The following is a 26,728-nucleotide window of genomic DNA, read 5'->3' as shown; positions in this document are numbered from 1 at the left end:
TTAAATAATAAAAGTATAAATATAAATCAAAACAAATATAGTGTTCTTCTCCTTGGTGCTTCCACTGGAGGACCAAAGGTTTTATTTGATTTAATTACTAAACTTCCAAAGGATATAAATATTCCTGTTCTTGTTGTACAACATATGCCTGTTGGTTTTACAAAGGCTTTTGCTGAAAGAATGAATAAAGCAAGCAATTTAGAAGTTGTAGAAGCTGTTGATAAACAAAAAATAAAAGAAAATACTGTATATATTGCACCAGGTGGATACCATATGCTTGTAGTTAATGGTGAAATTAGATTAGACTTATCACCTCAAATACACGGAGTTAGACCAGCAGTAGATAAACTATTTATAAGTGCTGCAAATTATTATAAATCAGGTACAATAGCAGCGATATTTACAGGTATGGGTAAGGATGGTGCAGAAGGTGTAATTGAAGTGAAGAAATATGGAGGTTTTGTAATCGCACAGGATGAAGAATCATCAGTGGTATTTGGAATGCCAAAATCTGCAATACAAACTGGTTGTGTAGACGTAGTTTTACACGAAAATGATATTCTCGAATATATTCTAAAACTTTTGAAGAGGGCGTGAACCAATGGAATTTGAAAAAATTGAAAAGTTTGTTCAAAAAGAATATGGAATTAATCTTTCTGCTTATAAATCAAAACAACTAATTAGACGCATAGAAAATTTTATGCAACGGGCAGGAGCAAAAAATGAAATTGATTTTATAACCAAACTATCATCAGATTCAAACTTAAGTAAAAAATTTTTAGATCATTTAACAATTAATGTATCTGAATTTTTTAGAAATAAGGAGCTTTTCTTAGATTTAGAACAGAAGATAAAGTATTATTTAAGACCCGAAAAAAATAGCTTAAAAATATGGAGTGCAGCTTGTTCAATAGGAGCTGAACCTTACACACTTGCTATAATAATGGATAGACTAACTCCTAATAAGAAACATACAATAATAGCAACCGATATCGATCAAACTATATTAGAGGTTGCCAAACAAGGAGTTTATAATAAAAATGAAATAAGAAATGTAGATGACAATACTTTAAATAAATATTTTACAAAAAAGGATGACAAATTTTATATATCAGAAGATATAAAAAAAAGGGTAACATTTAAAAAACACGATTTAATTTTAGATAAATATGAATCTGGTTTTGATTTAATAGTTTGCAGAAATGTAGTCATTTATTTTACTCAAGAAACTAAAAATAAAATTTACCAAAACTTTTACAATTCTCTTAAACCTGGAGGATTGCTATTTGTAGGTGCAACTGAAAGTATTTATAATTATAAGGAATTTGGATATGAAAAAGCATCAACATTTATATATAGAAAGCCGGGAGGTAATTAATATGGATATGTCCCAATATTTAGATGTTTTTTTAGAAGAATCATCTGAAAATTTACAAACATTAAATCAAAATATCTTAGAGCTGGAGAAGGATCCAGAAAATAAAGATATAATTAATTCAATATTCAGAGTTGCTCATACTTTAAAGGGTATGGCTGGAAGTATGGGATTTACTGATATAGCTGAATTGACTCATAAAATGGAAAATGTGCTTGATAAATTCCGAAATGATATTTTAAAGGTTGATTCAAACATAATTAATGTTTTATTTAAATGTTTGGATACTTTAGAAATAATGATAGATAATATAAGGGATGGTAATGATGAAAAAATAAGCATTGATAATTTAATAAAAGAACTTGAAAATGTTGGTGAAAGTAAAAAAGAGCAAAAAGATGAAAAGAGTAATATAGATTTTACCTTAAATATTTATGATGAAAACATAATAAAACAGGCAAAAGAAAAAAATTATAACGTATATACAGCTGAAATTATTTTAACTGATGACTGTCTTTTAAAATCTGCAAGATCCTTTTTAGTTTATAAAACAATTGAAGATTTAGGTGAAATTATTAAAACAGTACCTTCGGTTGATGACCTTGAGCAAGAGAATTTTCAAGACAGATTTTATATTATGTTTTTAACACAAAAGAATGCAGATGAAGTTAAAGATTTAATTTTAAATATATCTGAAATTAAAGAAGTTAATATTAATTCAATAGCTGAATCATCTAAATCAATAAATAATCTTGAAACTAAAAAACAATCTGATAATCAATTAGAATCTAACAATATCGATGTTGATATCAATAAAAAACAAGAAAATACAAAAGCAAAAATAACCAAAGAAGAGGAAAAAAATAAAAAAGCCCACCAATCAGTGCGTGTTGACTTAGAAAGATTAGACAAGTTTATGAATTTAGTTGGAGAATTAGTAATTCACAGAACAAGATTGGAGCAAATTAGCACAAATTACAGATTAGGTGAACTACACGAAACATTAGAGCAAGTAGGAAGAATTACATCTGATCTTCAGGATTTAGTAATGAAGGTAAGAATGCTACCTATAGAAAGAGTGTTCAATAGATTCCCAAGAATGATCAGAGACCTATCACAGGAACTTGGAAAAGATATTGATTTGATAATAAAAGGAGAAGATACTGAATTAGACAGAACAGTTATAGATGAGATAGGAGAGCCATTAGTACATTTAATCAGAAATGCAGCTGACCATGGAATAGAAAAAACAGAAGAAAGAATTAAACTTGGTAAACCAGCAAAGGGAACTATAAAGTTAATTGCATACCAAGAGGGGAACAAAGCTGTAATTAAAATTGAAGATGATGGAAAAGGACTTGATTTAGAAAAAATTAAAAGGAAGGCTGAATCTATAGGTATAAGCACTGAGGGTATGTCAGAGAATGATATTAAAAATTTAATTTTTATGCAAGGATTTAGTACAAGTGAAAAAGTAACTGACATATCTGGTCGCGGTGTTGGTATGGATGTTGTTAAAACTAAAATATCTAATTTAGGTGGAACTGTTGAGGTTGTTAGTGAAAAGGGTAAAGGAACAGCATTCATAATTAGGTTACCATTAACTCTTTCCATAATACAAGCATTATTAGTTAAGGTATCTGATGAAACATTTGCAATATCTCTTGGTTTTATTGACAGAGTAATTAATATTAACGTAAATGAGATTAAGTTAACAAATAATAAAGAAGTAATACTATACAGAGATAAGATAATACCAATCATCAGATTATCTGAAAAATTAAATCTAAAATCAGTAGAATCAAACAATAAATACATTGTAATTGTAAAAACAGGTGAAAAGACTGTTGGTCTGCTTGTAGATGAGTTATTAGGCCAACAAGAAATTGTAATTAAACCAGTGGGTAAATTGTTGCAAAATTTAAAGGAATATGTGGGTGCGACAATATTAGGTGATGGATTAGTTACATTAATACTTGATGTCGCTGCAATTGTTTAAAGTAGGTGATTTTATGGAATTAAAATTGACTGAATTTCAAATTGACGCATTAAAGGAAGTTGGGAATATAGGCTCTGGTAATGCAGCAACAGCATTGTCTCAATTAATAAATAAAAAAGTTGATATGGAAATACCTCAACTTGACATTTTGGAATTTAACGATATGATAAGAAGAGTAGGCAATGATGATGATGTAGTTGTTGCAGTACTTTTAAAGGTATTTGGAGATGTTTTAGGTAATATTTTATTTATGATAAAAAATGAAGAAGCAGAAAAGTTTACAAATACGCTTATGTTTGGAATGACAGAATTAAACGAAGATATGCTATACTCAATTTTTCAAGAAGTTGGTAACATCTTGGGAAATTCTTATTTAAATGCAATTGCTCAGTTAGCAAATATGTCAGTTGTAACTTCTGTGCCATCTGTAGCTATCGATATGTTGGCTGCAATTATGACAACAACGTTTATGGATGCAGAACAGTATAGTGAAAATGTTTTAGCTATAGACACAAAATTCATAGTTGATAATAATGAAATAGCAGGTAATTTCTTTTTTATACCAAAGCCAGGTTCATTAGAAATATTATTAAATAAATTAGGTTTATAATTAAGGGAGGAATTAAAATGGCAAGAGTATTAATAGTTGACGATGCAGCTTTTATGAGAATGATGCTAAAGGACATACTAACAAAAAATGGTTATGAAGTAATAGGCGAAGCTCCAAATGGTGCTAAAGCGGTTGAAATATATAAATTAGAAAAACCTGATGTTGTTACAATGGATATAACAATGCCTGAGATGGATGGAATTCAAGCAGTTAAAGAGATTAAAGCCTTTGATCCTAATGCTAAAATAATTATGTGCTCAGCAATGGGACAACAAGCAATGGTTATGGAAGCAATAAAGTCAGGAGCAAGAGACTTTATCGTAAAACCATTCCAACCAGAGAGAGTTTTAGAAGCCTTAAAGAAGGTGCTTGGTTAAGGAGTTGATTAGAAATGCAAGTAGTTATTTTTAATATTGGTAAAGAAAGATTTGCTTTAGAAACAAGACTTGTTCATGGAATAGAAAAAATGATGAATATAACTTATGTTCCTAAAGCTCCATATTATATAAGGGGTCTTGCAAATTTAAGAGGAAATATAATTTCTGTGATTGATTTAAAAAAATATTTAAATGTAGATTCTGAAAAAGTTCAGGAAAATATTATTATTGTAGAAGTACAAGAGGAAAAAGTTGGACTTATGGTTGACAGTGTTCAAGAGGTTGTTGATATTACTGATGATATGCTTGAAAAAATAAATAATGAAAATACGTTAACAAGAGGAGTTATTAATTTTAAAGATTATATTGTAACATTATTAGACGGTGAAAATTTGATAAAGTAATAGGAGGGATAAGATGGGAGAAATATTATCTCAAAGTGAAATTGATGCCCTCCTGTCTGCCTTAAGTTCAGGTGAATTAAGTCTTGAGGAAAAAACAGAGGAAACTAAACAAAAAGTAAAAAAATATGATTTTAAAAGACCTAATAAGTTTTCAAAGGAACACGTTAAGACATTGGAAATGGTTCATGAAAATTTTGCCAGAATAGCTTCGAATTATTTGACAGCAAACCTAAGAACATCTGTACAAATTAAAGTTATATCCACTGAACAAATAACATATGAAGAATTTATTCATTCTATATCTAATCCAACTATACTTATATCCTATTATTTAGAACCCTTTAATGGATTATTTTTATTTGAAACAAGTCCTCAGTTTGTATTTCAAACTATAGATATTATGTTCGGTGGTGAAGGCAAAGAACTTATTAAGGTTAGAGAATTTACGGAAATTGAAAAAAATATTATTAAAAAAATAAACTATAAAATGCTTGAGGGGCTAAAACTTGCTTGGGAAGATATCATAGAAGTAGAACCAAAGATTGATTCCTTAGAAACAAACCCTGTTTTAAACCAATTTTTAGCACCAAATGAACCTGTTGAACTTATAACAATGCAAGTTCAGATAAATAATAATCAAAGTTTTATTAACATGTGTATTCCTTATATATCAGTAGAAAAATTTATAGATAAACTTGTTATACAATACAGATCTAATATAAAGACTGAATCAGATATTGAAGTAACTAAAAAGCTTGAAAAAAATATTATGAATGTAGAAGTTGACTCACACGTTGAATTGGGTAGATCAATAATTTCAGTTCAAGACTTTTTAAATTTAACAGTAGGTGATTGTATTAAACTTAATACAAAAATTAACGGTACATTAAATTATTATATTGAAGATAACTTACATTACAAAGTATATCCTGGTGTTATCGGTAAAAAAATGGGTATACAAATAGCAGAAATTATAGATAAGGATGTGGAAGATTATGAATGATGGACTACTTTCACAAGAGGAAATAGATGCTCTTTTAAATGGAGGTTTTACACAAAAAGAAACAATTTCTGAAACTGATAAGGATTTGTTAGGCGAAATTGGTAATATTTCGATGGGATCAGCTTCAACAGCTCTCTCTACAATAATTAATAGAATGGTTAATATTACTACGCCAAGAGTTAGTATAACTTCATTACGCAAGATGAAAAAAGAATTTGATGTTCCTATTATATCTGTTGAAGTTGAATATATTGAAGGTTTAATTGGTGCAAATCTATTATTAATTAAAATAACCGATGCAATAGTTATAGCTGATTTAATGATGGGTGGTGATGGTACAAGAAAAGCAGACACTTTATCGGAAATTGAAATAAGTGCTGTGTCTGAAGCAATGAACCAAATGATAGGTTCATCTGCTACGTCATTATCACAAATGTTAAATATGCCAATTAATATTTCACCTCCTTATGCATCGGTTTGGGATGAGAAAAATAACAAACTATCTGAAAAAATATCAGAGGATGATGATATAGTAAAGATTTCCTTTAGACTTACTATTGATGCGTTAGTAGATAGTGAAATAATGTTACTGCTACCCATACAAACAGCCAAAATGATAATAAATAAATTAACTGGTACAGAAGAGAATAAAGTTGAAGAACAAAAACAAATTTTTGATAATGAAGCAAATGTTGAAAACTACTTTATTGATACTAACACAAATGCTCAACAAGTAGAATATACACCGCACGAGTATAATAAACCACAATATAATGTTCAAAAGGCTGAATTTGCACCACTTACTCCAATTGCAACTAATGAAGTTAAAAATATTGATCTAATTCTTGATGTTCCTCTTGAAATATCAGTCGTATTAGGTAGAACAAAAAAGACAATAAAAGATATACTCGAACTGTCTGTTGGCTCATTAGTTGAACTTGATAAATTAACAGAAGAACCTGTTGAAATTTTAGTAAATGGTAAAAAAGTTGCTTTAGGTGAAGTCGTAGTAATAGATGAAAATTTTGGTGTAAGAATAACAAGTATAGTTAGTAATGCCGAAAGAGTAAAAAGTCTGCAGGGAAAATAAAACTGCAGACTTTTTACTCTAAAGTTTTATGTTTTTACTACGATAATCATAATGAGGTGGTATATTATGAAAATTAACTTTACAACAAGCAATATTATTAACATATATAAAAATAATAGAACTATCCAAAATAACAATACAGTTAAAGCTAATAGATCTGATTCAATTGAGATTTCCAATGTTAGTAAAGAAATAGCTAAATATTTAAGTGTTGCTAAGGATTATGATGTAGTTAATGAAAAAGTTGATAGAATAAAGGAACAAATAAAAAATAGTAAATATGACATTGATACAGATAAAATAGCAAAATCATTATTAAAGGAATTAAAGGGATGTGAATAATTATGATAAAGGAAATATTAACATCTGAACTAAATATATTAAAGAATTTTGAAATTTTATTAGAGGATGAAAGGAAAATACTTTTAAACAACGAAGCATCAAAGTTGCCTACAATTATAGAAGAAAAGAAAAATTTAGCATTAGAGTTATCCAAACTTGAAAGAAAAAGAAAAGAAATATGCGGTAGTAAAACTGCAAATGACCTAATTTCTGAAGGTATAATTGAACAAGAATTAATAGAAGAAATAATTAAATTAACAGAGACTATTAAAGAAAAAAATGAGTTAAATTCGCTCCTTACAAAGCAATCTTTAGCCTATATTAAAATGTATACAAACCTATTAAGTAACGAAAATAAAATAGTAACATACAAGGGTACGGGAAAGGTAGATGAATCTCTACAGAGCATATTTAATACAACAATATAGGAGGAAAATAAAATGAGTGGTCTTTTTAATACATTTAATGTTGCAAAGAGGGGAATGCAGGCGCAGCAAACGTCACTACACGTTGTTTCACATAACATAGCCAATGCCAATACAGAGGGGTATTCTGTTCAAAGGGCAAATCTTAAAACTACAACACCATTTGGTATGCCATCATTGACAACCTCAGCAGAACCAGGTCAAATAGGAACAGGTGTTAAGGTTGATAGTATAACGAGGTCAAGGGATGAATTTTTAGATTTTTATATAAGAAAAGAAACAAGTACACTTGAAAATTATAAGGCAAGAGAACAGTTTTTATCTCAAATAGAAACAGTTTTTACTGAGCCTTCTGATACAGGTATAGGAACACTATTAACTCGCTTTTGGGATGCGTGGCAGGGGTTAGCTACTAACCCAGAAAGCTCAACTTCAAGGGAACTTGTAAGAAGTAATGCTATGGCACTTTGTGAAGGTGTAAGACATAACTATACACAACTTGAAGATATTGAATCTAGTGTATCAGATTTGATGCAAAATCAAGTTTTTGAAGTTTCTAGTATGCTAAAACAAATTGCAGATTTGAATGAGCAGATTAAAGCTGTAACAATAGGTGGAAAGAATCCAAATGATTTAATGGATAGAAGGGATTTATTGCTGGATAAGATTTCAGAAAGACTTTCAATTAAAACAAAGCCTACAGATTATAATGGGATAGAACTATATGGATATGAAGAATATACAGATGAAAATGGAATGACAAAAACAAGAGAAGTTAAATTAATAACAGATACAAAAATAGAAAAGGTTATGTATTTTATAAGTGATGCTGTAATAACAGACTCAAATAATAATGCTATTAACAAAAAGGATTTTCCAAAGACCATTAACTTCCCTATTACAGTAAAATTTAAGGGATATATAAATGGAGATTTTAACAATCAATTTGAGTCTCAAGAGGTAACAATTAATGATAGTAAAGAATTACAAAATTATTTTCAAGTGGACAAAGATAATCCTAATAAAATTTTAAATATAATGCCTCATATTTTTTATGGAACAGGGGAAAATAAAAATCCTAATGTTAATTTAGAAGGCGAGAGCGGAATAAAACCAGTAAAGTTTGCCAATGGAAGTTTTAAGGGACTTGAGGCATTATCAGATGAAATAAATAAATATAAAAATCAGCTTAATAAATTAGCAAAGGGTATTGCAATTGCAGTAAATACCATTCATAATGATGGTTCAAATAACGAAGGAGTTCCTTTTGGAAATTTTTTTGATAATGTTGCTGAGATAAATGATGTTCCAGCTAAAAATTTAAAATTAGTTGCCGATATTGAGAATGGTAAATTAGATAAGATAAATGCAGGTAAAGCAGGTTCAAATGCAGGAAATGGAGAAAGAGCACTCCTTATTGGACAGCTTAGAAATACAAGATTTAATATAACACAACTAAATGATAGAAATGATTTTATAGGTTCTTTAAAGGGTGTAAACTTAGATTTAACTAATTTAAAAATGACGAGCAATGCATCTGGTGCAACATTAGAGGGGTATTATAAGGGAACTATATCTGAACTTGGAGTTTCAAATCAAGAGGCAAAGAGAATGGTTAAAAACCAAGAGAATTTAGTTGACCAGCTTGTAATAAGAAGAGAATCTGTATCTGGTGTTTCAATAGATGAGGAAATGACTAATATGCTACAATTTCAAAGAGCCTATGAGGCAAATGCTAAAATGATAAGTGTAATTGACCAGCTTCTTGATGTGGTTGTTAATGGACTTTTAAGAAGGTAGGTGATTAAATGCGTATTACTAATAAAGTGCTTTCAAAGAATTTTTTGAATAATGTAAGGGTAAACTTAGAAGAGATGCAAAAACTTCAAAATCAATTATCATCTGGCCATGAAGTACAAAAACCATCAGATGACCCCTTTAAAGTTGCAAGAACGATGGAGCTTAAGGCATCAATAGCAGCTAATGAAAGATATAAAAAGAATATAGAGGAAGGAATTGGATGGCTTGATACTGTAGATGTGGCACTGGGACAAATAGGAGATGCACTTCAAACAGTGCGTGAAAAGGTTATTCAAAGCGGTAATGGTGGTTATACAGAAACAGAAATGCACGCTTTAAAAAAGCATATAGAACAATTAAAGGACCAAATTATGCAAATAGGAAACACCTCATACGATGGAAGATATATATTTGGTGGAGACAATACAACAGAACCTCCATTTGTAAAGGATGCAAATGGCAATATACAATATAAAGGTTCAAAAGATGGATTAAAAAAGGAGATGTCCTTTGGTGTTTATATTGATGTATCAGTTAAAGGAAGCGACTTTAATGAGACAGGTTCAAATTCTCAAGGTGAAGTAGGGTTATTTAAAGTGATAACAGATATAGTAAATAAATTAAACAATAATCAAAGTGCAGCAGACGAATTAGGTAATTTAGATAAAGAGATGGACAATATATTAAAAATAAGGGCTGAAGTTGGTGCTAAACAAAAAAGACTTGAGGATATGATGCAAAAGAATGATATGGAAACATTTAATATGACACAGCTTCTTGCTAAAACCTATGATATAGATATAGCACAAAAGGTTATGGAATATAAAGTAATGGAAAGTGTTTATCAAGCTTCACTACAAACTGGAGCAAAAATACTACAACCAAGCTTATTAGACTTTTTAAGGTAGGAGATAGTTATGCAGATATCAACTAAATTTTTTGGAGATTTAAATATAAATAATAACGATATTATTAATTTTGAGGATGGAATACCTGGTCTTGAAGAATATAAAAATTATGTGATTCTAAATATAGAAGATTCAAATATAAAATGCTTACAAAACATAGATGAAAAGGAAATATGTCTACTATTGATTAATCCTTGGGATTATTTCAAAGATTATGAAATAGAACTTTCAAATGAAGAGATTAATTTATTAGGAATAAATGGTTATGAAGACGTTTTAGTTTTCAATGTAATGACAATTAGGGATGATAAAATAACAGTAAATCTTTTAGCTCCTATTGTTATAAATGTAAAAAATAATAAAGCCAAACAGGTTATTTTAAATGAGAAGAAATATAGTATAAGGCAGGAGATACCATGCTCATTTTAACAAGAAAAGTAGGAGAAAAAATTTTAATCGGTGAAAATATTGAAATAACAATATTAGAAAATAATCAAGGCAATATCAAAATTGGAATTGAAGCACCTAAAGATGTAAGGGTTGTAAGATATGAGCTTATAGAAGAAGTCAAAGAACAAAATAGAATCTCATTAAAAGATACAGAGGATATTATAAAAAGACTAATAAGGGAGGGGTAATTATGCCAAGCACCCTAAGGATTACAGGACTTGCAACAGGCCTTGATGTTGACAATATGGTTAAACAGCTTATGCAGGCAGAAAGAACTAAGGTTGACAAAGTAAAGCAGGATAGACAGATAATACAATGGAGACAGGATTTATATAGAGAAATAATAGGGGACTTAAATACATTTAAAAAGACATACTTTGATGTATTAAGTCCAGAAAAATATATATTATCTCCAAATAGTCTATCACCCTATAGTGTTAATATGTCAACTTCAACATCTGCAGTAAAGGTTACAGCAACAGCAAGTGCAAGGGCAGGACAGTATGAAATAAAAGATATAACATTGGCTCAAACGGCTAAAGTGCAGTCCAAGGAAATACCTGACATAAGCACTGAAGTTAGTAGTAGTGGCTCTCTTAGTATAAGATACAACGATTCAACACCTATAGAAATAGAATATGGTTCAGATAAAACATATAAAACATATAAAGATATAATAACAGCCATTAATACAAAATCCAATGGACAGTTAAAGGCATACTATAGTGAAATTACTAAAAAGATTACAATTGAAACTGCAAAGACAGGAAGTGAATCAACAATAACTATAAATGGGGCTAATGATTTATTAGGAATTACAGATGGAACATCTGACAACGGCGAAGATGCAAGTTTCCAAATAAAAACTCCTGGTGCTTCAGATTATACTTCAGTTACAAAATCAAATAATACCTTTACAATTGATGGACTAACATTTACCTTAAATGAATCTACAACAGATACTATTAAATTTTCTGTAGGGGTAAACTCTAAACCTGCAATAGATAAAATAAAGGAATTTGTAGAAAAGTATAACGAAATTATAGATAAAATAAATAAAAAGATTTCAGAAAAAAGGGCATATTCATATAGACCCTTAACAGATGAACAAAGGAAGGAAATGAAGGAAGATGAAATAAAGAAGTGGGAAGAGAAGGCTAAAGAAGGTCTTTTAAAGGGAGATAGTATGTTGCAAGATTTAGTTTATAATTTAAGACAAGCCTTTTTTGAACCACTTAAGGATTCAGGTATTTCTATACAAGAAATTGGTCTTTCAACATCAAGTGATTACACACAAAAAGGAAAAATAATTATTGATGAGTCAAAATTAAAAGCTGCTTTGGAAAATAGACCAGATGATGTGTTAAATCTATTAACAAAAACCTCCTCAATTGCCTATGATCCAAATAAAACATATACAGGTAGGGGAGATAGAAATAGTGAAATAGGAATTTTCCAAAGACTTAAGGATATTCTTGAAGATAATATAAGAACAACAAGAAACTCATCAGGTAAAAAGGGTGCTTTACTTGAAAAGGCAGGTTTAAAGGGAGACTTTAGTGAGTTTAATAATATATTATATAAGGAATTACAGCAAAAGGACAGAATTATAGAGGATTTAAACAAAAAGCTATTTGATAAGGAAAATAAATATTATCAACAGTTTGCTAAATTAGAGAAGGCAATGCAAAAGTATAATGATCAATCAGCTTGGCTTTCATCTCAATTAGGAGCGATGTTTAAATGATAAATATTTTTGATTTATTTATTGAATATAAATGTATAACTGAAGACATAATAAAGGCACTTGAAAAAGAGGAATTTGACCTTTTAAATGAGTTGTTAGAAAAACGCGATATACTAATAAAAAAAATTGATGAGGTTGAAAACAAAAAGGATTTAAAAAAAATAGTTGAGGAGTTAAATATATTAGAATTAGATAATTTTGCTAAAAAATTATTGGATGAAAAATATAAACAAATAAAAATAGACTTAAAAAAAATAAAAGAACAAAAAATGGTAAATGAAAAATACGCTATAAAAGAACCTATGGATTCAATATTTGTTTATAAAAAACTTTGATATATGGAGGATTTTCCTCCATTTTTATTATGAAAATAAATATTTAAAATCTAATATAATCTATAAAGTAATTAGAAATAGATACGATATATATTTTAGAAGAATTAAAGGGATAAAGGATGGGGATTTTATGGATAATATCAAGTTAATAAATAATGTAAATGAACAAATAAAAATTAATCAAAAATTAGATATAAGCTTTAAAGGTAATTCATTTGAAAATAGCGATAAAAATTTAGAGAAACAAAATATAGATATAAAAGATGTTGAAAAAGCTGTAGATAGAGCCAATAAAGTATTCAACGAAAGCACACATTTAAAGTTTGAAATACACGACAAAACAAAGGATATAATGATTAAAATTGTTAATGATGAGACAGGGGAAGTTATAAAAGAAATACCTCCTAAAAAAATATTAGATATGGTTGCTAAGATGTGTGAAATAGCTGGTATTATAGTTGATGAAAAGAGATAGGGGGTGTCTCTTATGCCAATTAACCCCATAACACTTGATAAAATAGATATTAATACAATTAGACAGATAGAAACAAAAATAATAGATAGAATTATACATCATACAACCGAAGCTCAAGCGAATAAAAAAAATAACAATAATCAATTCGACTTAAACAAACAAAATCGAGCTATAGAAGAATTTGCAAAGTTTTTAGCAAAATATAATCTTAGGTCAGAGGCAAAAACAGAAAAGAATAAAGTAAAACTAAAAATATTAAACAAAAATGGAGAAGTTTTAATAGAAAGTTATATTGATGATATAGACTATCTATTAAGGACACTACAGGACCAGACAGGAAATTTAATAGACTTGAGGGGGTAAATATATGTATAATAATAATGCTTTAAATGCATATCAACAAAATAGTGTTTTTACTGCGTCAAAGGAAAAACTATTGTTAATGCTGTACGAGGGGCTTGTCAGATTTATAAAACAAGCAATTTCATCTCTTGAAGAAAAGGATTATCAAAAAGCACATACCAACTTAATTAAAGCACAAAATATAATTTTAGAATTTATGGCAACTTTAAATATGGAGGTTGGAGGAGAACTATCTAAAAGTTTAATGGCTTTATATGATTATATGTATAGAAGATTAGTGGAGGCTAATATTAAAAAGGATATTAATATAGCAAAAGAAATTCTCGAGTTTGCTGAAGAATTAAGGGATGCATTTGAAGAAGCGTATAAAAAAATAAAAAAATAAAAATTTATAGGCTCTATTGTAAAATAGAGCCTATTTTTGTTGTAATTTTTACTTTTCAAATGCTAAAGTTTAATATAAAATATATATAGCTTATTATTTAATATGATATATAATCATATTAAATAATAAATTAAATATGTAATTATTATTAATTTAACGTAATTTATGTTGACTTATGATATAATATGTAATAAATTGTTATATAGAAGTGGAAATACTCAAAAAGGAGTGTATGTATGATAAAAAATATAGATAATTTGTCATATTATTTAATAAAAAAAGGATTAGATGCAACAAGCGAAAGAGGAAGAGCAATTTCTAATAATATAGCCAATATAAATACAGCGGGATATAAGGCGAAAAGGGTAGTTTTTGAGGAAAATTTAAAAAGTGCATTAGATGGCACTTCGATAAACTTAAAAACAACAAACAGCAGACACATAAATGATGGAAAATCAATTGAAAATATAAAATATGAAATAATACAGGACAAATCAAACTCTTTAAGATTAGATGGAAACAATGTTGACATTGACATAGAAATGGCAAACTTAGCTGCAAATCAAATACTGTATAATGCTTTAGTAAGTCAAGCTAATTCAAGAATTGCAATGAGAAGAACAGTTATTAGCGGTAAATAAGGGGTGATGATATGAACAATATTTTTACAGGAATGAGAATAAGTGCAAGTGGTCTTGCTGCTGAAAGATTAAGAATGGACATTATTTCAAATAATATAGCAAATATTGAAACTACAAGAACTGAAAATGGTGGACCATATAAAAGAAAAATAGTAACATTTAAAGAAAATCTTGAAAGACAAATAAATAATATAAATGGCAATTCATCTACAAAATACAATGGTGTAAAAGTTGATAAAATAATTGAAGACAATTCACCTTTTAAAAAAGTTTATAATCCTAATCATCCAGACGCTGATAGCAACGGTTACGTTTTAATGCCAAATGTAAATATTTTAGATGAAATGGTTGATCTTATCACTGCAACACGTGCCTTTGAAGCAAATGTTACAGCTTTAAACTCACAAAAACAAATGGCACTTAAAGCATTAGAAATTGGAAAGTAGGTGATATAAATGCCAATAGATAAAGTTAATTTTTTGATAGACAACAATATAGTTAATAAGCAATCAAATTACAACACCAATAACATTGATTTCTCTAATATAATTAAGGAAAAGTTAGACAAGCTTAATGAAAAACAATTAGATGCTGAAAATAAGACAATTGAATTAATAAAAGGTGATGCAAAGGATATTCACGAAGTTATGCTCACTGTAGAAGAGGCACGACTCTCATTGGAATTAGCAGTTCAAATAAGAAATAAACTTGTTGAAGCTTATCAAGAAATAAATAGAATTCAGGTATAGTTAACATAAAGGAGTGCTAAAAATGAATAAAGTTCTTAATTTCTTTAAAAGTGTAGGTGATAAATGGAAGAACTTATCAAAATCAAAAAAAATTTCATTAATCATTATTTTAACTGGTCTTATAATATCTTGTGTAATATTTGCAATATATTCAAATAGAGTAGAATACGATGTGCTTTTTTCAAACTTAGAACCTCAAGATTCTTCTAAGGTAATAGAAAAATTGAAAAACGATAAAATACAATATAAAATTGAAGGAAATTCAATTTTAGTTCCAAAAGAAAAAGTAGAAGAACTTAGATTGTCAATATTTTCTGACACAACATTACCTTCAAATTTAAAGGGATTTGAATTATTTGACCAAAATAAATTCGGTGTTACTGATACTGAAGCTAAAATAATGTATCAAAGAGCACTTGAAGGTGAACTTGCAAGAACAATTCAGGGGTTTGATGAAGTAGAAAAGGCTAGAGTCCATTTAGTTTTACCTGAAGATTCAGTTTTTACAAGAGATGAAGAAAAGGCAAGGGCATCTGTTACTCTAAAATTAAAAGGAAACAGCAAATTAAGTCCAGAACAAGTTAAGGCAATAATATCTTTAATTTCAGCAAGTGTTAAGAACTTACCTAAAGAAAATGTTGAAATTATAGATAATAATATGAATCTTCTTAGTGAAAATATATTTGAAAATGAACAAAATGGAATCATAACATCAACAAAGCAACAGGAGTTTAAGAATCAATTTGAAAAAAATCTTCAATCAGATGTTAAAAATATGCTTGAAAAGGTTTTTGGAAAGGATAAAGTAACTGTAAAGATAAATGCTGATTTAGATTTTGACTCAAGACAAATATCAACCATCAAATATGATAAGGATTCTATAATAAGAAGTCAGCATAAAATAAAAGAAAATTCAAACGACTCAAATTCTCAAGGTGCAGCAGGGAGTCCAATAAATAATAATATGTCAAATACATTTCAGAACAATAATCAATCATCAGTTTCTAATAGAGAAGAAGAAATTACTAACTATGAAATTGGACAAACTGAAGAAAAGATAATAAAGGCACCAGGTGAAATAAAGAGATTAACTGTTTCTGTAGTAATTGATGGTAATTTAAGTGAACTTGAAAAGCAGTCAATTAGAAATATAGTTTCAGCTGCTACAGGTTTATCAGAAGAAAGAGGGGACGTAATTAATATTGAAGCATTAGCCTTTAATGATGAATATAAAAAGAAGGCACAAGCTGATTTAGAAGAGATGAAAAAACAAGAAGAATTAGCTAAGAAAAGAAAAACTTATATTATGATTGGAGAAGCAGTAGCAGGGCTTATAGTTCTATTGGTTATAGCACTTATTTATAAAAAGAAAAATAAGAAAAATGTTGAACAAATAGAACAAAATCAAATAGATATGTTGATAGGAGATGTAATACAAAAACAACCTATTGCCTATGAACCTGTTCTTGAAGATATAGAACAAGAAATGAATCTTGAAAAGGAAATTAAAAACTATGCTTCTACGAAACCAGAACAGGTTGTTGAACTGGTTAAAACTTGGTTAGCAGAGGATGAGAGGTGATAATTATGGCAAAAGATAAGGATAAATTAACTGGTGTACAGAAGGCAGCCATATTGTTTATCACTTTAGGTCCTGATGCTTCAGCTCCAATATTAAAAAAATTGCCTGAAAATGATATACAAAAAATTACTTTTGAAATTGCAAATATGCAAAAAATTAAAAAAGAATTACGTGAGGAAGTATTACAAGAATTTGTTAATTTGAATAAAGCAAAGGATTATATTATAGAGGGTGGATTTGATTATGCTAAAAATCTTCTAAGTAAAGCATTAGGTCCACAAAAGGCAATGGAGATTATAGAAAAGGTTTCTGAAATTACACAACAATATAGACCATTTTCAATTGCACGTAAAGCAGATGCACAACAATTATTAAATGTAATAATAAACGAGCATCCTCAAACTATCGCGTTAATTTTATGCTATTTACAACCTGAAAAAGCAGCACAGCTCTTATCAGGACTTCCTGAAGAATTGCAAACGGATGTTGCAAAGAGAATTGCAACAATGAGCAATACATCTCCAATAGTTATAGAAGAAGTTGAAGAAATCCTTGAAAAAAAGCTTTCAAATGTAGTGCGTTCAGATTTTGCAACCATCGGTGGTGTACAAACATTAGTTGATATATTAAACAATGTGGATAGAACTACAGAAAAGTCAATCATTGAAGAACTTGATAGATATCAACCAGAACTTGCAGAAAAAATTAGAGATAGTATGTTTGTATTTGAAGACATTATTACACTTGATAATGCTTCAATACAAAGAATACTAAGAGAAGTTGATATGAAGGTACTTGCCCTTGCTCTTAAGGGATGTTCAGAAGACGTTTCAAATATAATCTACAGTAATATGTCAAAACGTGCTGCACAAACATTAAAGGAAGACTTAGAATTTATGGGGCCTGTTAGACTAATAGATGTTGAAAAGGCACAACAACAGATTGTGTCTATAATACGTAGATTAGATGAAGCTGGAGAAATTGTAATGTCAAGGGGTGGTGATGATGCAATTATCGTATAACGTTATTAAACATACTTCTGTTAGCGATAAGATTACACTATCACCACCATCTATTGATAAATTTATTAATACTAATATAAAAAATAAAGATGAAATAAATATAGAAGAAATAGTTGAAGAAATCAAAAAACAGGCAGAATTTGATGCTAAAAAAATAATTAATGAAGCCAATAAAAATGCCTTAGAAATTATAAACAATGCAAAACATAATTCTAAAAAAATTTTAGAGCAAGCAAAGGAAGAAGGTTATAAAGAAGGTTTAACTAAAGGATATAATGACGGATACAACAAGGCTATTTCAGAAGCAAAGGGAGAAGCAAATAAAATAATTGAAGAAGCAAATAAATATTTAGAGGGAATATACACTGAAGTCAATGGTTATGTCGAAAAATCAAAAGACGACATAATCAATTTAGCAGTAGAAATAGCAAAGGAAGTTTTAAAATCAGAATTATCTATTAGTAGTGAGGCTATTATAAATTGTGCCCAAAAGGCTCTTTCAAAAGTAAAACAAAAAAGCAATATAATTTTAAAAACATCAATTAATGATTATAAAATACTAAAATTAAGACAAGAAGAATTAGAGCAATTTATTGATTCAAGCAGTGCATTAATAATTGTTGCAGATTCAAATCTTCAAAATGGTGATATATATATAGAAACAAATAATGGTATAATAGACGCTACAGTTGAAACTCAACTAAAAACAATTTTAAATAAATTATTAAAGGAATGATGTCAATGTTTCAGCTTGATTATGATAAATTTATTAAAAAGATTAAAGGCACAGAAACAATGAAATTTATAGGTAAGGTTAAAAAGGTTGTTGGATTAACAATAGAAGTTGAAGGGATAAACGCCTTTATAGGTGAACTTTGCAATATAAAATTATTAAATGGTAAATATGTACAAGCTGAAGTTGTAGGTTTTACAGATAAAGGTATTTTGTTAATGCCTTTAGGAGATTTAACAGGTGTATCTACAGGTTCTTTAGTTTTTCCAACTGGTAGTCAACTGCAGGTACCAGTTGGAAAACAATTACTTGGTAAAATACTTGATGGTTTAGGAAGACCCCTTGATGGTTCAAGCATAATGTATGAAGCAAAGTATAATCTTGACTCTGACCCTCCAAACCCCCTACAAAGAAAAAGAATAACCGACATAATTCCAACAGGAGTTAAGGCAATAGATGGATTTTTAACTTGTGGTTTGGGACAAAGAGTTGGTATTTTTGCTGGTTCTGGAGTTGGTAAAAGTACTCTTTTAGGTATGATTGCAAAATATAGTGAAGCTGATGTTAACGTTATAGGTTTAATTGGTGAACGTGGAAGAGAAGTTAAAGAATTTATAGAAAAAGATCTTGGTGAAGAGGGTTTAAAAAAATCCGTAATTGTAGTTGCCACCTCAGACCAACCTCCTCTACTTAGATTAAAGGGGGCATTTACTGCTACAGCCATAGCTGAATATTTTAGAGATCAGGGTCTAAATGTTATGTTAATGATGGATTCTGTTACTCGTTTTGCAATGGCACAACGTGAAGTTGGTCTAACTATTGGAGAACCACCAACAACAAAGGGCTATACCCCTTCAGTTTTTGCAATGTTACCAAGACTTTTAGAGAGGTCAGGTAATTCAAATAAAGGTTCTATCACTGCCTTTTACACAGTCTTAGTAGATGGTGATGATTTCAATGAACCAATTGCTGATGCAGTAAGAGGTATATTAGATGGTCATATAGTTTTATCAAGAAAATTAGCTTCAATGAACCATTTCCCTGCAATTGATATATTATCAAGTATATCGAGATTGATGCCTCAAATAGCACAAGAAAACCATTATCAAAAGGCAAGTGAATTAAGAGATCTTCTTGCAATTTATAAAGAATCTGAAGATTTAATAAATGTCGGTGCTTATCAAAAAGGTAGTAATTACAAGATTGATAGAGCAATAGCTTTAAATGATAAAATAAATGGATTCTTAAGACAGAAAATGAATGAACATCATAGATTTGCTGAAGTTTTAGAAATGTTAAATTCGATAAATTGATAGGTGGTCATAAATATGAACTATAAATTTAAATTAGAAAAGCTATTGGAATTAAAATGTAAAAGAGAAGACTCTCTCAAATTAGAAATGTCTGAATATTTGAATAAGATAAAGATAAAAAAAGATCATATAGAAAATATAAAAGAAAAAATAAATTTTAGCAAAAATAATAAAATTAATTCAGCATTTAGCTATGATTTGAAAAATTATATTAGTTATATAAATTATTTAGAAAGCAAACTCATTGAAGAACAAAAAAACCTTATTATATTAGAAAATGAACTTGAAAAAATAAAGGAACAGTTAATAAATGCCACAAAGGAAAGAAAGGTATTAGAAAATCTAAAGGAAAAATCTTATAACGAATTCTTATCTGAATTAAATAAAATTGAAAATAAAATAATTGATGAAATGGCAATAATCAACTATTTTAAAAAGAATGGGGGGATTATATGAAAATAGATAAAATTCAAGCATCAACCCCAAATTTTATTAATAGTAATTTTTCTAACTATGAACCAAAAGAATTATCAAATTTTAATGATTTATTATTAAATGTACTTAATACTGAAATACCTCAAATAAATGAAATTAACTTAAAAAATGATGTTTTAGATAAAATAAAAAAATTGTTGTATTTAATGAATAATTCCAATGATAATTTATTTGAGTTTAATAATGAAAAATTGAATCTAAACGAAAATGATTATAAAGAATTATCTATTATTTTATTTTATCTCCAACAACAAACCAAAGTAAAACATAGTGACATAGAAATAAATACAATGGAAACACAAAATAAAAATCGATTAAATTTAACTAATACTGAATTTAATCCTACTACTTTTGAAAATATTACTTTAGATTACAGAAATGTTAAATATAATAACATTAAAGATAATGATATATTTAATAACTTACTAATAAATAAAAGTGAAAAAATACAAACAAACAATACCTTTTTAAGTTTAAATGAAGTAAGAAATTTAATCAATAATATAGTGAAAAAGGAAGAAATTAATCCTTTAACACAAGAGCTTAATATCATTATGCCAAGGTACTCATTTAAGATCCAAAATGATAAGAATATGAATCAATTAATATTTGACGAATTAGAAAATAATGTAGACATCTTAAAAAGTTTAGATGATCAATCCATTTTAGTTGATGAATTACCTATTACTGAGTCTCAATTATTAAATGACAATAATTTTATAAATACAGTAAAAGTAGATAATAAAAACTTTATTATGTCTAACAGTAGTTTTTATCAAATTGAAAAAATAAATGAAATTTTTAACATAGTTGCAAGTAAAATTAGAAATATAAAAAACGAAGATATATATGAATTAAAAATAAATCTTAAACCAAGAGAACTTGGGGAAATAAACATTAAAATTTCCTATGATAATGGTAATGTTAATGGATTAATAATAGCAAATAATAGGGAAGTTGCTAACTTACTTAAAGAAAATATAAGTTATTTAAGGGAACAAATATATAATAATAGCTATGAATATAAAGAAATAAATCTAAATGTACAAACGGATAATCACAATAATAACCATAATAGTAACAAAAATCAAAATCAAAAAAAGAAAAATCATAATAACAAATTTATACTTGAAGATGAATAAAAAGGTGGTGTAATATGGAAATCAATAAAATTTTAAATGATTCTAACCTTAACATAAGAAATAAAAACTCAATATTAGATAAGAATGCTTTTTTAAAAATTTTAACTGTACAATTGTCAAATCAAGACCCTTTAAATGCTAAAGATAATACAGAATATGTAGCACAAATGGCACAATTTTCAGCTTTAGAACAAATGCAAAATCTTAATTCCACTATGGAAAAACTATATGCATCACAAAGATTTAGTCAAGCAATAAATATGATCGGAAAGGAAGTAGAGGTTATCGAAAACAATATAATCAAAAAAGTATTTATTGAATCAACAAAAGTAATTGGAAATAATGTATACTTAATTTCTGATGGATATCAATATAATCTTGATGATGTAATTAGTATAAACTCATTTTTAAAAGAAGATAGTACAAAAGACGAAAATTTAAATAAATAGGAGGAGATAAAATGCTAAGATCATTATCTGCAGGGGTAAGTGGAATGAAGTCTAATCAAATCAAAATGGATGTTATTGGTAATAATATTGCAAATGTTAATACTATAGCGTTTAAAGCTGGTAGAGTGACATTTAAAGATATGCTTAGTCAAACCCTTCAAGGTGCAAATGAACCAACTAATAATTTTGGTGGTTCTAATGCAAAACAAGTAGGTATAGGAACAACAATTGCAAGTATTGATACAAATATGAATCAAGGTGCTCTTCAACCTACTGGAAGAGCAACAGATTTAGCAATTGAAGGTAATGGTTTCTTTATTGTAAGTGATGGATTGGAAACGAGATATACGAGAGATGGTTCCTTTACCATTGATAAAAATGGAGCATTAGTTACATCAGAAGGCTTACATGTTAGAGGTGTTCTAAATACAAGTATACAACTAAATGAAGGAAAATTAGAAGGAACTCCAGATTTTACTCCTGGAGAAGAATCATTAGAACCTGAAGAAATAACAGCAGATACAACTCTTGATCAATTAAAAGATATTTATATCCCATTAGAAGCTACAATAGGAGGTTCAGAACAACCTATTAAATTGACAAGCTTTTCTATATCAGAAGATGGTACAATAAAGGGAATCTATGGAGACAAAACTATTACAATAGGAAAAGTAACACTTGCTACATTTCAAAACCCTGCAGGTTTAATGAAAATGGGTGGTAATACCTACAGTGTATCAGCAAACTCAGGAGATGCAAAAATTGGATTACCAAAATCATCGGGTTATGGTAAAGTTCAACAGGGTCTGCTTGAAATGTCTAATGTTGATTTAGCAGAACAATTTACTGAAATGATTGTAACAAGTAGAGCATTTCAGGCTAACTCAAGAACCATTACTACTTCTGATGAATTACTTCAAGAACTATTAAACCTAAAGAGATAATGAGGTATAAGGTATGATCAAGTTAACAGGTTTAAACAATAAAGAATTTTATTTAAACTGTGATCTAATTGAAAAAATTGAAGTTACTCCTGATACAGTAATTACAACTACAACAAATAAGAAATATGTAGTTATTGAAGATCCTCAAACTATAATTCAAAGAATCATTCAATTTAAGATAGCGTATATGTCAACAAGACCGGAGGTAATAAAATGAAAAAGAATGATTTTTCAACTGCTGCAGGTCTACTTTTAGGAACTGCTGCCGTTATATTTGGTATGCTTATGGGCGGAAGTTTAAAAACGTTTTGGGATGCACCTTCTCTTTTTATAACAGTTTTTGGTTCTCTTTTTGCAGTTATTATATCCTTTCCCTTTGATACTGTAAAAAGATTACCTGCAGTATTAAAAAATGCCTTTATAGATAAACATACACCAGCAGACGAATTAATATTAACATTCGTAGAGCTTTCCAAAAAAGCAAGAAGAAATGGTTTATTATCATTAGAAGATGAAATATCTAAAATTGAAGATGGCTTTTTAAAACAAGGAATTCAAATGGTAGTTGATGGACTTGAACCTGAAACTATTAAAGACATTCTTGAGTTAGAAATAGGAGAAATGGAAAAAAGGCATCAAAGCGGTATTGCTGTATTAAAAGCTTGGGCAAGCTTAGCACCAGCCTTTGGTATGATTGGTACCCTGATTGGGCTTATACAAATGTTGTCTCAACTTCAAGATCAATCAAAGCTTGGACCTGCGATGGCGGTATCACTTATTACATCGTTTTATGGTGCAGTTTTGGCTAACCTTGTTTTTACACCATTAGCTACTAAGTTAGAACTAAAAAGTGAAATAGAATCAAATAGACGTGAAATGATGCTTGAAGGCATTTTAACAATTCAGTCAGGTGTAAATCCAAGAATATTGGAGGATAAGTTAAAAACATATCTTTCACCAACTGAGAGAAAAAGATATCAAGAAAATATAATACAAGGAAATGCGGTGACTGAAAATGAGTAGAAGAAAAAAGAAACAAGAATCTGGGGGAGGAGGTGAATGGCTAACAACATATGCCGACCTTATGACTTTGCTTCTAACCTTCTTCGTTCTTCTATATTCCTTCTCTACAATAGATGCAATTAAATTTAAGGAAATATCCTGGTCATTAGCTAAAGCACTTGGTGGAAAAACAGGTGTAATTAATAATGGTGGAAATTTAGGCCCAGTCCCAATAAATCAAAATCCTGGAGATGGAATTAAAAACAAATCTGAACTTGAAAGTAGTGAGACAACAAAGTTATTTAATTCAATATCAAAAGAAATTGAACAAAATAATCTTCAAACTAAAATAACAATAAAGGAAGATGTAAGGGGAGTAATTATTGAACTTCAAGAAAAAATACTTTTTGATCCAGGTAAAGCTGTATTGAAGGAAGAAAGTATTCAGACCTTATCAAAAATAGCAGATATACTAAAAAAATATACAAACGAAATAATTGTAGAGGGTCATACTGATAATGTTCCTATAAACACAGGTTACTATAAATCAAACTGGGAACTGTCAGCAGATAGAGCAGTTAAAGTTACACGTTTTTTAGTTGAATCGAAGGGAATAGATCCTAAAAAAATTCAATCTGTAGGGTGTGGAGAATTTAGACCAATAGCTTCTAACGATACACCTGAAGGAAGGAAAAAAAATAGAAGAGTAAATATATTAATTCTAACAAAGGATAAGGGGAGCAAGTAAAAATGAGTGAACAAAAGGGAAATAAATTATTAGTTTTATTAGTAGTTATTACGTTAATATTAGTTATAGGACTTGGAATTGTCCTTGGTTATTTTATATTCTTTAAGGACAAAACAAACTCATCTACTCAAACTAACATAAAGGTTGAAGAAAAAATAATGGACTTAAAGGAATTTGTTGTAAATTTATCAGATGAAGATAAAACGTATATAAGAATAACTATATCATTAGCATATGATAAGAAAAACAAAAAACTTGATAAAGAATTACCAAATAAAGTACCTGCAATAAGAGATGTTATTATAGAGATACTAAGAAAAAAGAAAACTGCAGACTTCAATTCTAACAACATAGATAATATTAAAAAAGAATTAATAAAAGCTATTAATAGCAACTTGACTAATGGAGAAATAATAAATATATATATTCAAGATATAATAATTCAGTAGGTGAATGATATGAATTATATAATTTATGCCTTTAAAATACTATTAATACTCCCCTTTATTCTTTTTTTAATTGTTTTAACAACCAAAATATTAAATAATTATCAATATAAATCAAAACATATTAAGGTAATAGATAGAGTTCAAATAGCTCCAAATAGTTATATATTATTAATTAAAATAATTGACAAAACATATGTTATGTCTACAAACAACAATGAATCTAAAATTCTATTTGAAATAGAAAATCCATTAGAATTAAATGAAGAAGATAGGGGATTTAATTTATTGAATTTTATGAAATACAACTTAAATTTAAAGAGGGAAGATAAAGAATGAAAAGGAAAGTAAAAGTTATATTCTTAATATTAACTATTTTTTTATTTTCAGGTATTGTCTATGCTCAACCAGTCAATTTAACTGTTCCAAAAGTAAATATATCTGTAGATAATGCAACAAATCCAAAAGATTATGTTGATAATATAAAATTATTAATCCTTTTAACGAGTTTAAGTTTTATTCCTTCAATAATACTTTTAATGACATCTTTTACAAGAATAATTGTTGTATTTGGTTTTTTACGTAATGCACTTTCAACACAGCAATCACCTCCAACACAGGTTCTTATAGGCTTGGCACTATTTATGACTTTTTTTATTATGTCACCAGTATATACCAAAATAAACAATGACGCTATAAAACCATATGTTGAAGGTAAAATAACTCAAAGTGAAGCAATAGATATAGGCAGTAAACCACTGAAGGATTTTATGTTGAAACAAACAAGAGAAAAAGATTTAGCACTATTCTATAAATACAGTGGGCTACAAAAGCCTTCTAATAAATATGATGTACCTTTTAACATTTTAATACCAGCCTATGTTATAAGTGAATTAAAAACTGCTTTTCAGATGGGATTTTTAATCTATGTTCCTTTTATTGTTATAGATATGGTAGTGGCAAGTGTTCTTATGTCAATGGGTATGTTTATGTTACCTCCTGTTTCAATTTCGCTTCCGTTTAAAATACTACTATTTGTATTAGCAGACGGATGGCATTTAGTCGTTAAAACATTAATCGAAAGCTTTATGTAGGTGATTTTATGAGTGAAAATTTTATTCAATATATAGGAAAAGAAGCTATTTTTACCGCATTAAAGGTAGCTGCACCAATTTTATTAGTTTCTATGATTATAGGACTTATAATTAGTATTTTCCAAGCAGTTACTCAAATACAAGAACAAACATTAACATTTGTACCTAAAATGTTAGCTATTATATTTGTATTACTATTACTTGGGCCCTGGATGTTGAATACTTTAGTAAATTTTATAGAAACTATGATAAATAGTATGTTATATATAATTAGGTGATA

36 protein-coding genes and 1 pseudogene are annotated in these 26,728 nt (G+C 28.5%); all 37 read left to right on the top strand.

Annotation, left to right across the window (positions count from 1 at the left end):
• On the top strand, nt 1-597 hold a 597-nt coding region (locus BUB63_RS01275), incomplete at its 5' end, for a CheB methylesterase domain-containing protein (protein ID WP_341465367.1).
• A 4-nt stretch (nt 598-601) separates the two neighbouring features.
• Complete coding sequence (locus tag BUB63_RS01270) at nt 602-1,378, top strand: CheR family methyltransferase (RefSeq protein WP_073247669.1); 777 nt, start codon at nt 602-604, stop codon at nt 1,376-1,378.
• Between the two features lies 1 nt (nt 1,379).
• The gene (locus tag BUB63_RS01265; RefSeq protein ID WP_027307557.1) at nt 1,380-3,374 is read left to right on the top strand and encodes a chemotaxis protein CheA; all 1,995 of its coding nucleotides are present in this window, start codon (nt 1,380-1,382) and stop codon (nt 3,372-3,374) included.
• Between the two features lie 13 nt (nt 3,375-3,387).
• Nucleotides 3,388-3,984 carry a chemotaxis protein CheC gene (locus tag BUB63_RS01260; protein ID WP_073247668.1) on the top strand — a complete coding sequence of 199 codons (597 nt, stop codon included), beginning with the start codon at nt 3,388-3,390 and terminating at the stop codon, nt 3,982-3,984.
• A 17-nt stretch (nt 3,985-4,001) separates the two neighbouring features.
• On the top strand, nt 4,002-4,361 hold the full coding sequence (cheY, locus tag BUB63_RS01255; protein ID WP_027307555.1) for a chemotaxis protein CheY: 360 nt from the start codon (nt 4,002-4,004) through the stop codon (nt 4,359-4,361).
• A gap of 14 nt (nt 4,362-4,375) precedes the next feature.
• Nucleotides 4,376-4,765, top strand: a complete 390-nt coding sequence (locus BUB63_RS01250) for a chemotaxis protein CheW (protein ID WP_027307554.1) — start codon at nt 4,376-4,378, stop codon at nt 4,763-4,765.
• A 13-nt stretch (nt 4,766-4,778) separates the two neighbouring features.
• Nucleotides 4,779-5,768, top strand: a complete 990-nt coding sequence (gene fliM / locus BUB63_RS01245) for a flagellar motor switch protein FliM (RefSeq protein WP_073247667.1) — start codon at nt 4,779-4,781, stop codon at nt 5,766-5,768.
• Complete coding sequence (gene fliY, locus BUB63_RS01240; protein ID WP_073247666.1) at nt 5,761-6,858, top strand: flagellar motor switch phosphatase FliY; 1,098 nt, start codon at nt 5,761-5,763, stop codon at nt 6,856-6,858. Before fliM ends, fliY begins: the two co-directional genes overlap by 8 nt.
• A 66-nt stretch (nt 6,859-6,924) precedes the next feature.
• Entirely contained in the window at nt 6,925-7,200 is a 276-nt protein-coding gene (gene flgM / locus BUB63_RS01235) for a flagellar biosynthesis anti-sigma factor FlgM (RefSeq protein ID WP_027307551.1), read from the top strand.
• Between the two features lie 2 nt (nt 7,201-7,202).
• A complete protein-coding gene (locus tag BUB63_RS01230) occupies nt 7,203-7,628 on the top strand; it encodes a flagellar protein FlgN (protein WP_073247665.1) in 426 nt (141 codons plus the stop codon).
• Between the two features lie 12 nt (nt 7,629-7,640).
• On the top strand, nt 7,641-9,425 hold the full coding sequence (flgK, locus tag BUB63_RS01225; protein WP_073247664.1) for a flagellar hook-associated protein FlgK: 1,785 nt from the start codon (nt 7,641-7,643) through the stop codon (nt 9,423-9,425).
• 8 nt (nt 9,426-9,433) lie between these two features.
• Nucleotides 9,434-10,333, top strand: coding sequence for a flagellar hook-associated protein FlgL (gene flgL, locus BUB63_RS01220; protein WP_073247663.1), 900 nt, complete (start codon nt 9,434-9,436; stop codon nt 10,331-10,333).
• A gap of 9 nt (nt 10,334-10,342) precedes the next feature.
• A complete protein-coding gene (gene fliW, locus BUB63_RS01215) occupies nt 10,343-10,762 on the top strand; it encodes a flagellar assembly protein FliW (RefSeq protein WP_027307547.1) in 420 nt (139 codons plus the stop codon).
• Complete coding sequence (locus tag BUB63_RS01210; protein ID WP_073247662.1) at nt 10,750-10,971, top strand: carbon storage regulator; 222 nt, start codon at nt 10,750-10,752, stop codon at nt 10,969-10,971. The genes fliW and BUB63_RS01210 overlap by 13 nt, the downstream gene beginning before the upstream one ends.
• 2 nt (nt 10,972-10,973) lie before the next feature.
• Entirely contained in the window at nt 10,974-12,530 is a 1,557-nt protein-coding gene (fliD, locus tag BUB63_RS01205) for a flagellar filament capping protein FliD (protein WP_073247661.1), read from the top strand.
• Nucleotides 12,527-12,865 carry a flagellar protein FliT gene (gene fliT, locus BUB63_RS01200; RefSeq protein WP_073247660.1) on the top strand — a complete coding sequence of 113 codons (339 nt, stop codon included), beginning with the start codon at nt 12,527-12,529 and terminating at the stop codon, nt 12,863-12,865. The genes fliD and fliT overlap by 4 nt, the downstream gene beginning before the upstream one ends.
• 130 nt (nt 12,866-12,995) lie before the next feature.
• Complete coding sequence (locus BUB63_RS01195) at nt 12,996-13,340, top strand: flagellar protein FlaG (RefSeq protein ID WP_073247673.1); 345 nt, start codon at nt 12,996-12,998, stop codon at nt 13,338-13,340.
• A gap of 12 nt (nt 13,341-13,352) precedes the next feature.
• Nucleotides 13,353-13,703 (top strand): hypothetical protein, encoded by a 351-nt coding sequence (locus tag BUB63_RS01190; RefSeq protein WP_027307543.1) that lies wholly within the window; start codon nt 13,353-13,355, stop codon nt 13,701-13,703.
• Between the two features lie 4 nt (nt 13,704-13,707).
• On the top strand, nt 13,708-14,088 hold the full coding sequence (gene fliS / locus BUB63_RS01185; protein ID WP_073247659.1) for a flagellar export chaperone FliS: 381 nt from the start codon (nt 13,708-13,710) through the stop codon (nt 14,086-14,088).
• A 236-nt stretch (nt 14,089-14,324) separates the two neighbouring features.
• Nucleotides 14,325-14,729: a flagellar basal body rod protein FlgB gene (flgB, locus tag BUB63_RS01180; RefSeq protein WP_035165609.1), complete on the top strand. Its 405-nt coding sequence runs from the start codon at nt 14,325-14,327 to the stop codon at nt 14,727-14,729.
• A gap of 11 nt (nt 14,730-14,740) precedes the next feature.
• Complete coding sequence (gene flgC, locus BUB63_RS01175) at nt 14,741-15,175, top strand: flagellar basal body rod protein FlgC (RefSeq protein ID WP_027307540.1); 435 nt, start codon at nt 14,741-14,743, stop codon at nt 15,173-15,175.
• A gap of 9 nt (nt 15,176-15,184) precedes the next feature.
• A complete protein-coding gene (gene fliE / locus BUB63_RS01170) occupies nt 15,185-15,478 on the top strand; it encodes a flagellar hook-basal body complex protein FliE (RefSeq protein WP_035165607.1) in 294 nt (97 codons plus the stop codon).
• A gap of 22 nt (nt 15,479-15,500) precedes the next feature.
• Entirely contained in the window at nt 15,501-17,060 is a 1,560-nt protein-coding gene (gene fliF / locus BUB63_RS01165) for a flagellar basal-body MS-ring/collar protein FliF (protein ID WP_073247658.1), read from the top strand.
• Between the two features lie 5 nt (nt 17,061-17,065).
• Nucleotides 17,066-18,082, top strand: a complete 1,017-nt coding sequence (gene fliG, locus BUB63_RS01160; RefSeq protein WP_027307537.1) for a flagellar motor switch protein FliG — start codon at nt 17,066-17,068, stop codon at nt 18,080-18,082.
• On the top strand, nt 18,066-18,818 hold the full coding sequence (locus tag BUB63_RS01155) for a FliH/SctL family protein (RefSeq protein WP_073247657.1): 753 nt from the start codon (nt 18,066-18,068) through the stop codon (nt 18,816-18,818). The genes fliG and BUB63_RS01155 overlap by 17 nt, the downstream gene beginning before the upstream one ends.
• Nucleotides 18,818-20,128 carry a flagellar protein export ATPase FliI gene (fliI, locus tag BUB63_RS01150; protein WP_200790112.1) on the top strand — a complete coding sequence of 437 codons (1,311 nt, stop codon included), beginning with the start codon at nt 18,818-18,820 and terminating at the stop codon, nt 20,126-20,128. The genes BUB63_RS01155 and fliI overlap by 1 nt, the downstream gene beginning before the upstream one ends.
• 15 nt (nt 20,129-20,143) lie before the next feature.
• A complete protein-coding gene (fliJ, locus tag BUB63_RS01145; RefSeq protein ID WP_027307534.1) occupies nt 20,144-20,584 on the top strand; it encodes a flagellar export protein FliJ in 441 nt (146 codons plus the stop codon).
• Nucleotides 20,581-21,765: a flagellar hook-length control protein FliK gene (locus BUB63_RS01140; protein WP_073247655.1), complete on the top strand. Its 1,185-nt coding sequence runs from the start codon at nt 20,581-20,583 to the stop codon at nt 21,763-21,765. The genes fliJ and BUB63_RS01140 overlap by 4 nt, the downstream gene beginning before the upstream one ends.
• A gap of 74 nt (nt 21,766-21,839) precedes the next feature.
• A pseudogene (locus tag BUB63_RS14145) lies at nt 21,840-21,984 on the top strand (flagellar hook assembly protein FlgD); the annotation flags it as partial.
• Between the two features lie 241 nt (nt 21,985-22,225).
• Complete coding sequence (locus BUB63_RS01130; RefSeq protein WP_073247654.1) at nt 22,226-23,158, top strand: flagellar hook-basal body complex protein; 933 nt, start codon at nt 22,226-22,228, stop codon at nt 23,156-23,158.
• A gap of 13 nt (nt 23,159-23,171) precedes the next feature.
• Complete coding sequence (locus tag BUB63_RS01125) at nt 23,172-23,375, top strand: flagellar FlbD family protein (protein WP_027307531.1); 204 nt, start codon at nt 23,172-23,174, stop codon at nt 23,373-23,375.
• Nucleotides 23,372-24,181, top strand: coding sequence for a motility protein A (locus BUB63_RS01120; protein WP_073247653.1), 810 nt, complete (start codon nt 23,372-23,374; stop codon nt 24,179-24,181). The genes BUB63_RS01125 and BUB63_RS01120 overlap by 4 nt, the downstream gene beginning before the upstream one ends.
• Nucleotides 24,174-24,908 carry an OmpA family protein gene (locus BUB63_RS01115; RefSeq protein WP_073247652.1) on the top strand — a complete coding sequence of 245 codons (735 nt, stop codon included), beginning with the start codon at nt 24,174-24,176 and terminating at the stop codon, nt 24,906-24,908. Before BUB63_RS01120 ends, BUB63_RS01115 begins: the two co-directional genes overlap by 8 nt.
• Before the next feature lie 2 nt (nt 24,909-24,910).
• Entirely contained in the window at nt 24,911-25,357 is a 447-nt protein-coding gene (locus BUB63_RS01110; protein WP_051350530.1) for a flagellar basal body-associated FliL family protein, read from the top strand.
• A 9-nt stretch (nt 25,358-25,366) separates the two neighbouring features.
• Entirely contained in the window at nt 25,367-25,693 is a 327-nt protein-coding gene (locus BUB63_RS01105; protein WP_073247651.1) for a flagellar biosynthetic protein FliO, read from the top strand.
• The gene (gene fliP, locus BUB63_RS01100; RefSeq protein ID WP_073247650.1) at nt 25,690-26,448 is read left to right on the top strand and encodes a flagellar type III secretion system pore protein FliP; all 759 of its coding nucleotides are present in this window, start codon (nt 25,690-25,692) and stop codon (nt 26,446-26,448) included. Before BUB63_RS01105 ends, fliP begins: the two co-directional genes overlap by 4 nt.
• 8 nt (nt 26,449-26,456) lie before the next feature.
• Nucleotides 26,457-26,726, top strand: coding sequence for a flagellar biosynthesis protein FliQ (gene fliQ, locus BUB63_RS01095; RefSeq protein WP_027307526.1), 270 nt, complete (start codon nt 26,457-26,459; stop codon nt 26,724-26,726).
• Nucleotides 26,727-26,728: the final 2 nt, after the last annotated feature.

The organism is Caloramator proteoclasticus DSM 10124 (assembly GCF_900129265.1).
In the GTDB taxonomy this organism is placed as follows: domain Bacteria; phylum Bacillota; class Clostridia; order Clostridiales; family Caloramatoraceae; genus Thermobrachium; species Thermobrachium proteoclasticum.
The sequence above is the reverse complement of the archived record's forward strand: the minus strand, read 5'-3'. Positions and strand labels throughout refer to the sequence as shown.

Bases quoted from the DNA above. Each gene is read 5' to 3' on its own strand.
- BUB63_RS01270 (WP_073247669.1), top strand. From the start codon at position 602: ATGGAATTTGAAAAAATTGAAAAGTTTGTTCAAAAAGAATATGGAATT.
- fliD (WP_073247661.1), top strand. From the start codon at position 10,974: ATGCCAAGCACCCTAAGGATTACAGGACTTGCAACAGGCCTTGATGTT.
- fliI (WP_200790112.1), top strand. From the start codon at position 18,818: ATGTCAATGTTTCAGCTTGATTATGATAAATTTATTAAAAAGATTAAA.
- flgM (WP_027307551.1), top strand. From the start codon at position 6,925: ATGAAAATTAACTTTACAACAAGCAATATTATTAACATATATAAAAAT.
- fliW (WP_027307547.1), top strand. From the start codon at position 10,343: ATGCAGATATCAACTAAATTTTTTGGAGATTTAAATATAAATAATAAC.
- fliQ (WP_027307526.1), top strand. From the start codon at position 26,457: ATGAGTGAAAATTTTATTCAATATATAGGAAAAGAAGCTATTTTTACC.
- BUB63_RS01250 (WP_027307554.1), top strand. From the start codon at position 4,376: ATGCAAGTAGTTATTTTTAATATTGGTAAAGAAAGATTTGCTTTAGAA.
- BUB63_RS01115 (WP_073247652.1), top strand. From the start codon at position 24,174: ATGAGTAGAAGAAAAAAGAAACAAGAATCTGGGGGAGGAGGTGAATGG.
- BUB63_RS01155 (WP_073247657.1), top strand. From the start codon at position 18,066: ATGCAATTATCGTATAACGTTATTAAACATACTTCTGTTAGCGATAAG.
- flgC (WP_027307540.1), top strand. From the start codon at position 14,741: ATGAACAATATTTTTACAGGAATGAGAATAAGTGCAAGTGGTCTTGCT.
- flgK (WP_073247664.1), top strand. From the start codon at position 7,641: ATGAGTGGTCTTTTTAATACATTTAATGTTGCAAAGAGGGGAATGCAG.
- BUB63_RS01190 (WP_027307543.1), top strand. From the start codon at position 13,353: ATGCCAATTAACCCCATAACACTTGATAAAATAGATATTAATACAATT.
- cheY (WP_027307555.1), top strand. From the start codon at position 4,002: ATGGCAAGAGTATTAATAGTTGACGATGCAGCTTTTATGAGAATGATG.
- BUB63_RS01105 (WP_073247651.1), top strand. From the start codon at position 25,367: ATGAATTATATAATTTATGCCTTTAAAATACTATTAATACTCCCCTTT.
- BUB63_RS01210 (WP_073247662.1), top strand. From the start codon at position 10,750: ATGCTCATTTTAACAAGAAAAGTAGGAGAAAAAATTTTAATCGGTGAA.
- flgL (WP_073247663.1), top strand. From the start codon at position 9,434: ATGCGTATTACTAATAAAGTGCTTTCAAAGAATTTTTTGAATAATGTA.
- BUB63_RS01130 (WP_073247654.1), top strand. From the start codon at position 22,226: ATGCTAAGATCATTATCTGCAGGGGTAAGTGGAATGAAGTCTAATCAA.
- BUB63_RS01110 (WP_051350530.1), top strand. From the start codon at position 24,911: ATGAGTGAACAAAAGGGAAATAAATTATTAGTTTTATTAGTAGTTATT.
- fliM (WP_073247667.1), top strand. From the start codon at position 4,779: ATGGGAGAAATATTATCTCAAAGTGAAATTGATGCCCTCCTGTCTGCC.
- fliE (WP_035165607.1), top strand. From the start codon at position 15,185: ATGCCAATAGATAAAGTTAATTTTTTGATAGACAACAATATAGTTAAT.
- fliS (WP_073247659.1), top strand. From the start codon at position 13,708: ATGTATAATAATAATGCTTTAAATGCATATCAACAAAATAGTGTTTTT.
- flgB (WP_035165609.1), top strand. From the start codon at position 14,325: ATGATAAAAAATATAGATAATTTGTCATATTATTTAATAAAAAAAGGA.
- BUB63_RS01230 (WP_073247665.1), top strand. From the start codon at position 7,203: ATGATAAAGGAAATATTAACATCTGAACTAAATATATTAAAGAATTTT.
- fliP (WP_073247650.1), top strand. From the start codon at position 25,690: ATGAAAAGGAAAGTAAAAGTTATATTCTTAATATTAACTATTTTTTTA.
- BUB63_RS01195 (WP_073247673.1), top strand. From the start codon at position 12,996: ATGGATAATATCAAGTTAATAAATAATGTAAATGAACAAATAAAAATT.
- fliJ (WP_027307534.1), top strand. From the start codon at position 20,144: ATGAACTATAAATTTAAATTAGAAAAGCTATTGGAATTAAAATGTAAA.
- BUB63_RS01140 (WP_073247655.1), top strand. From the start codon at position 20,581: ATGAAAATAGATAAAATTCAAGCATCAACCCCAAATTTTATTAATAGT.
- BUB63_RS01120 (WP_073247653.1), top strand. From the start codon at position 23,372: ATGAAAAAGAATGATTTTTCAACTGCTGCAGGTCTACTTTTAGGAACT.
- fliF (WP_073247658.1), top strand. From the start codon at position 15,501: ATGAATAAAGTTCTTAATTTCTTTAAAAGTGTAGGTGATAAATGGAAG.
- fliG (WP_027307537.1), top strand. From the start codon at position 17,066: ATGGCAAAAGATAAGGATAAATTAACTGGTGTACAGAAGGCAGCCATA.
- BUB63_RS01265 (WP_027307557.1), top strand. From the start codon at position 1,380: ATGGATATGTCCCAATATTTAGATGTTTTTTTAGAAGAATCATCTGAA.
- fliY (WP_073247666.1), top strand. From the start codon at position 5,761: ATGAATGATGGACTACTTTCACAAGAGGAAATAGATGCTCTTTTAAAT.
- BUB63_RS01125 (WP_027307531.1), top strand. From the start codon at position 23,172: ATGATCAAGTTAACAGGTTTAAACAATAAAGAATTTTATTTAAACTGT.
- fliT (WP_073247660.1), top strand. From the start codon at position 12,527: ATGATAAATATTTTTGATTTATTTATTGAATATAAATGTATAACTGAA.
- BUB63_RS01260 (WP_073247668.1), top strand. From the start codon at position 3,388: ATGGAATTAAAATTGACTGAATTTCAAATTGACGCATTAAAGGAAGTT.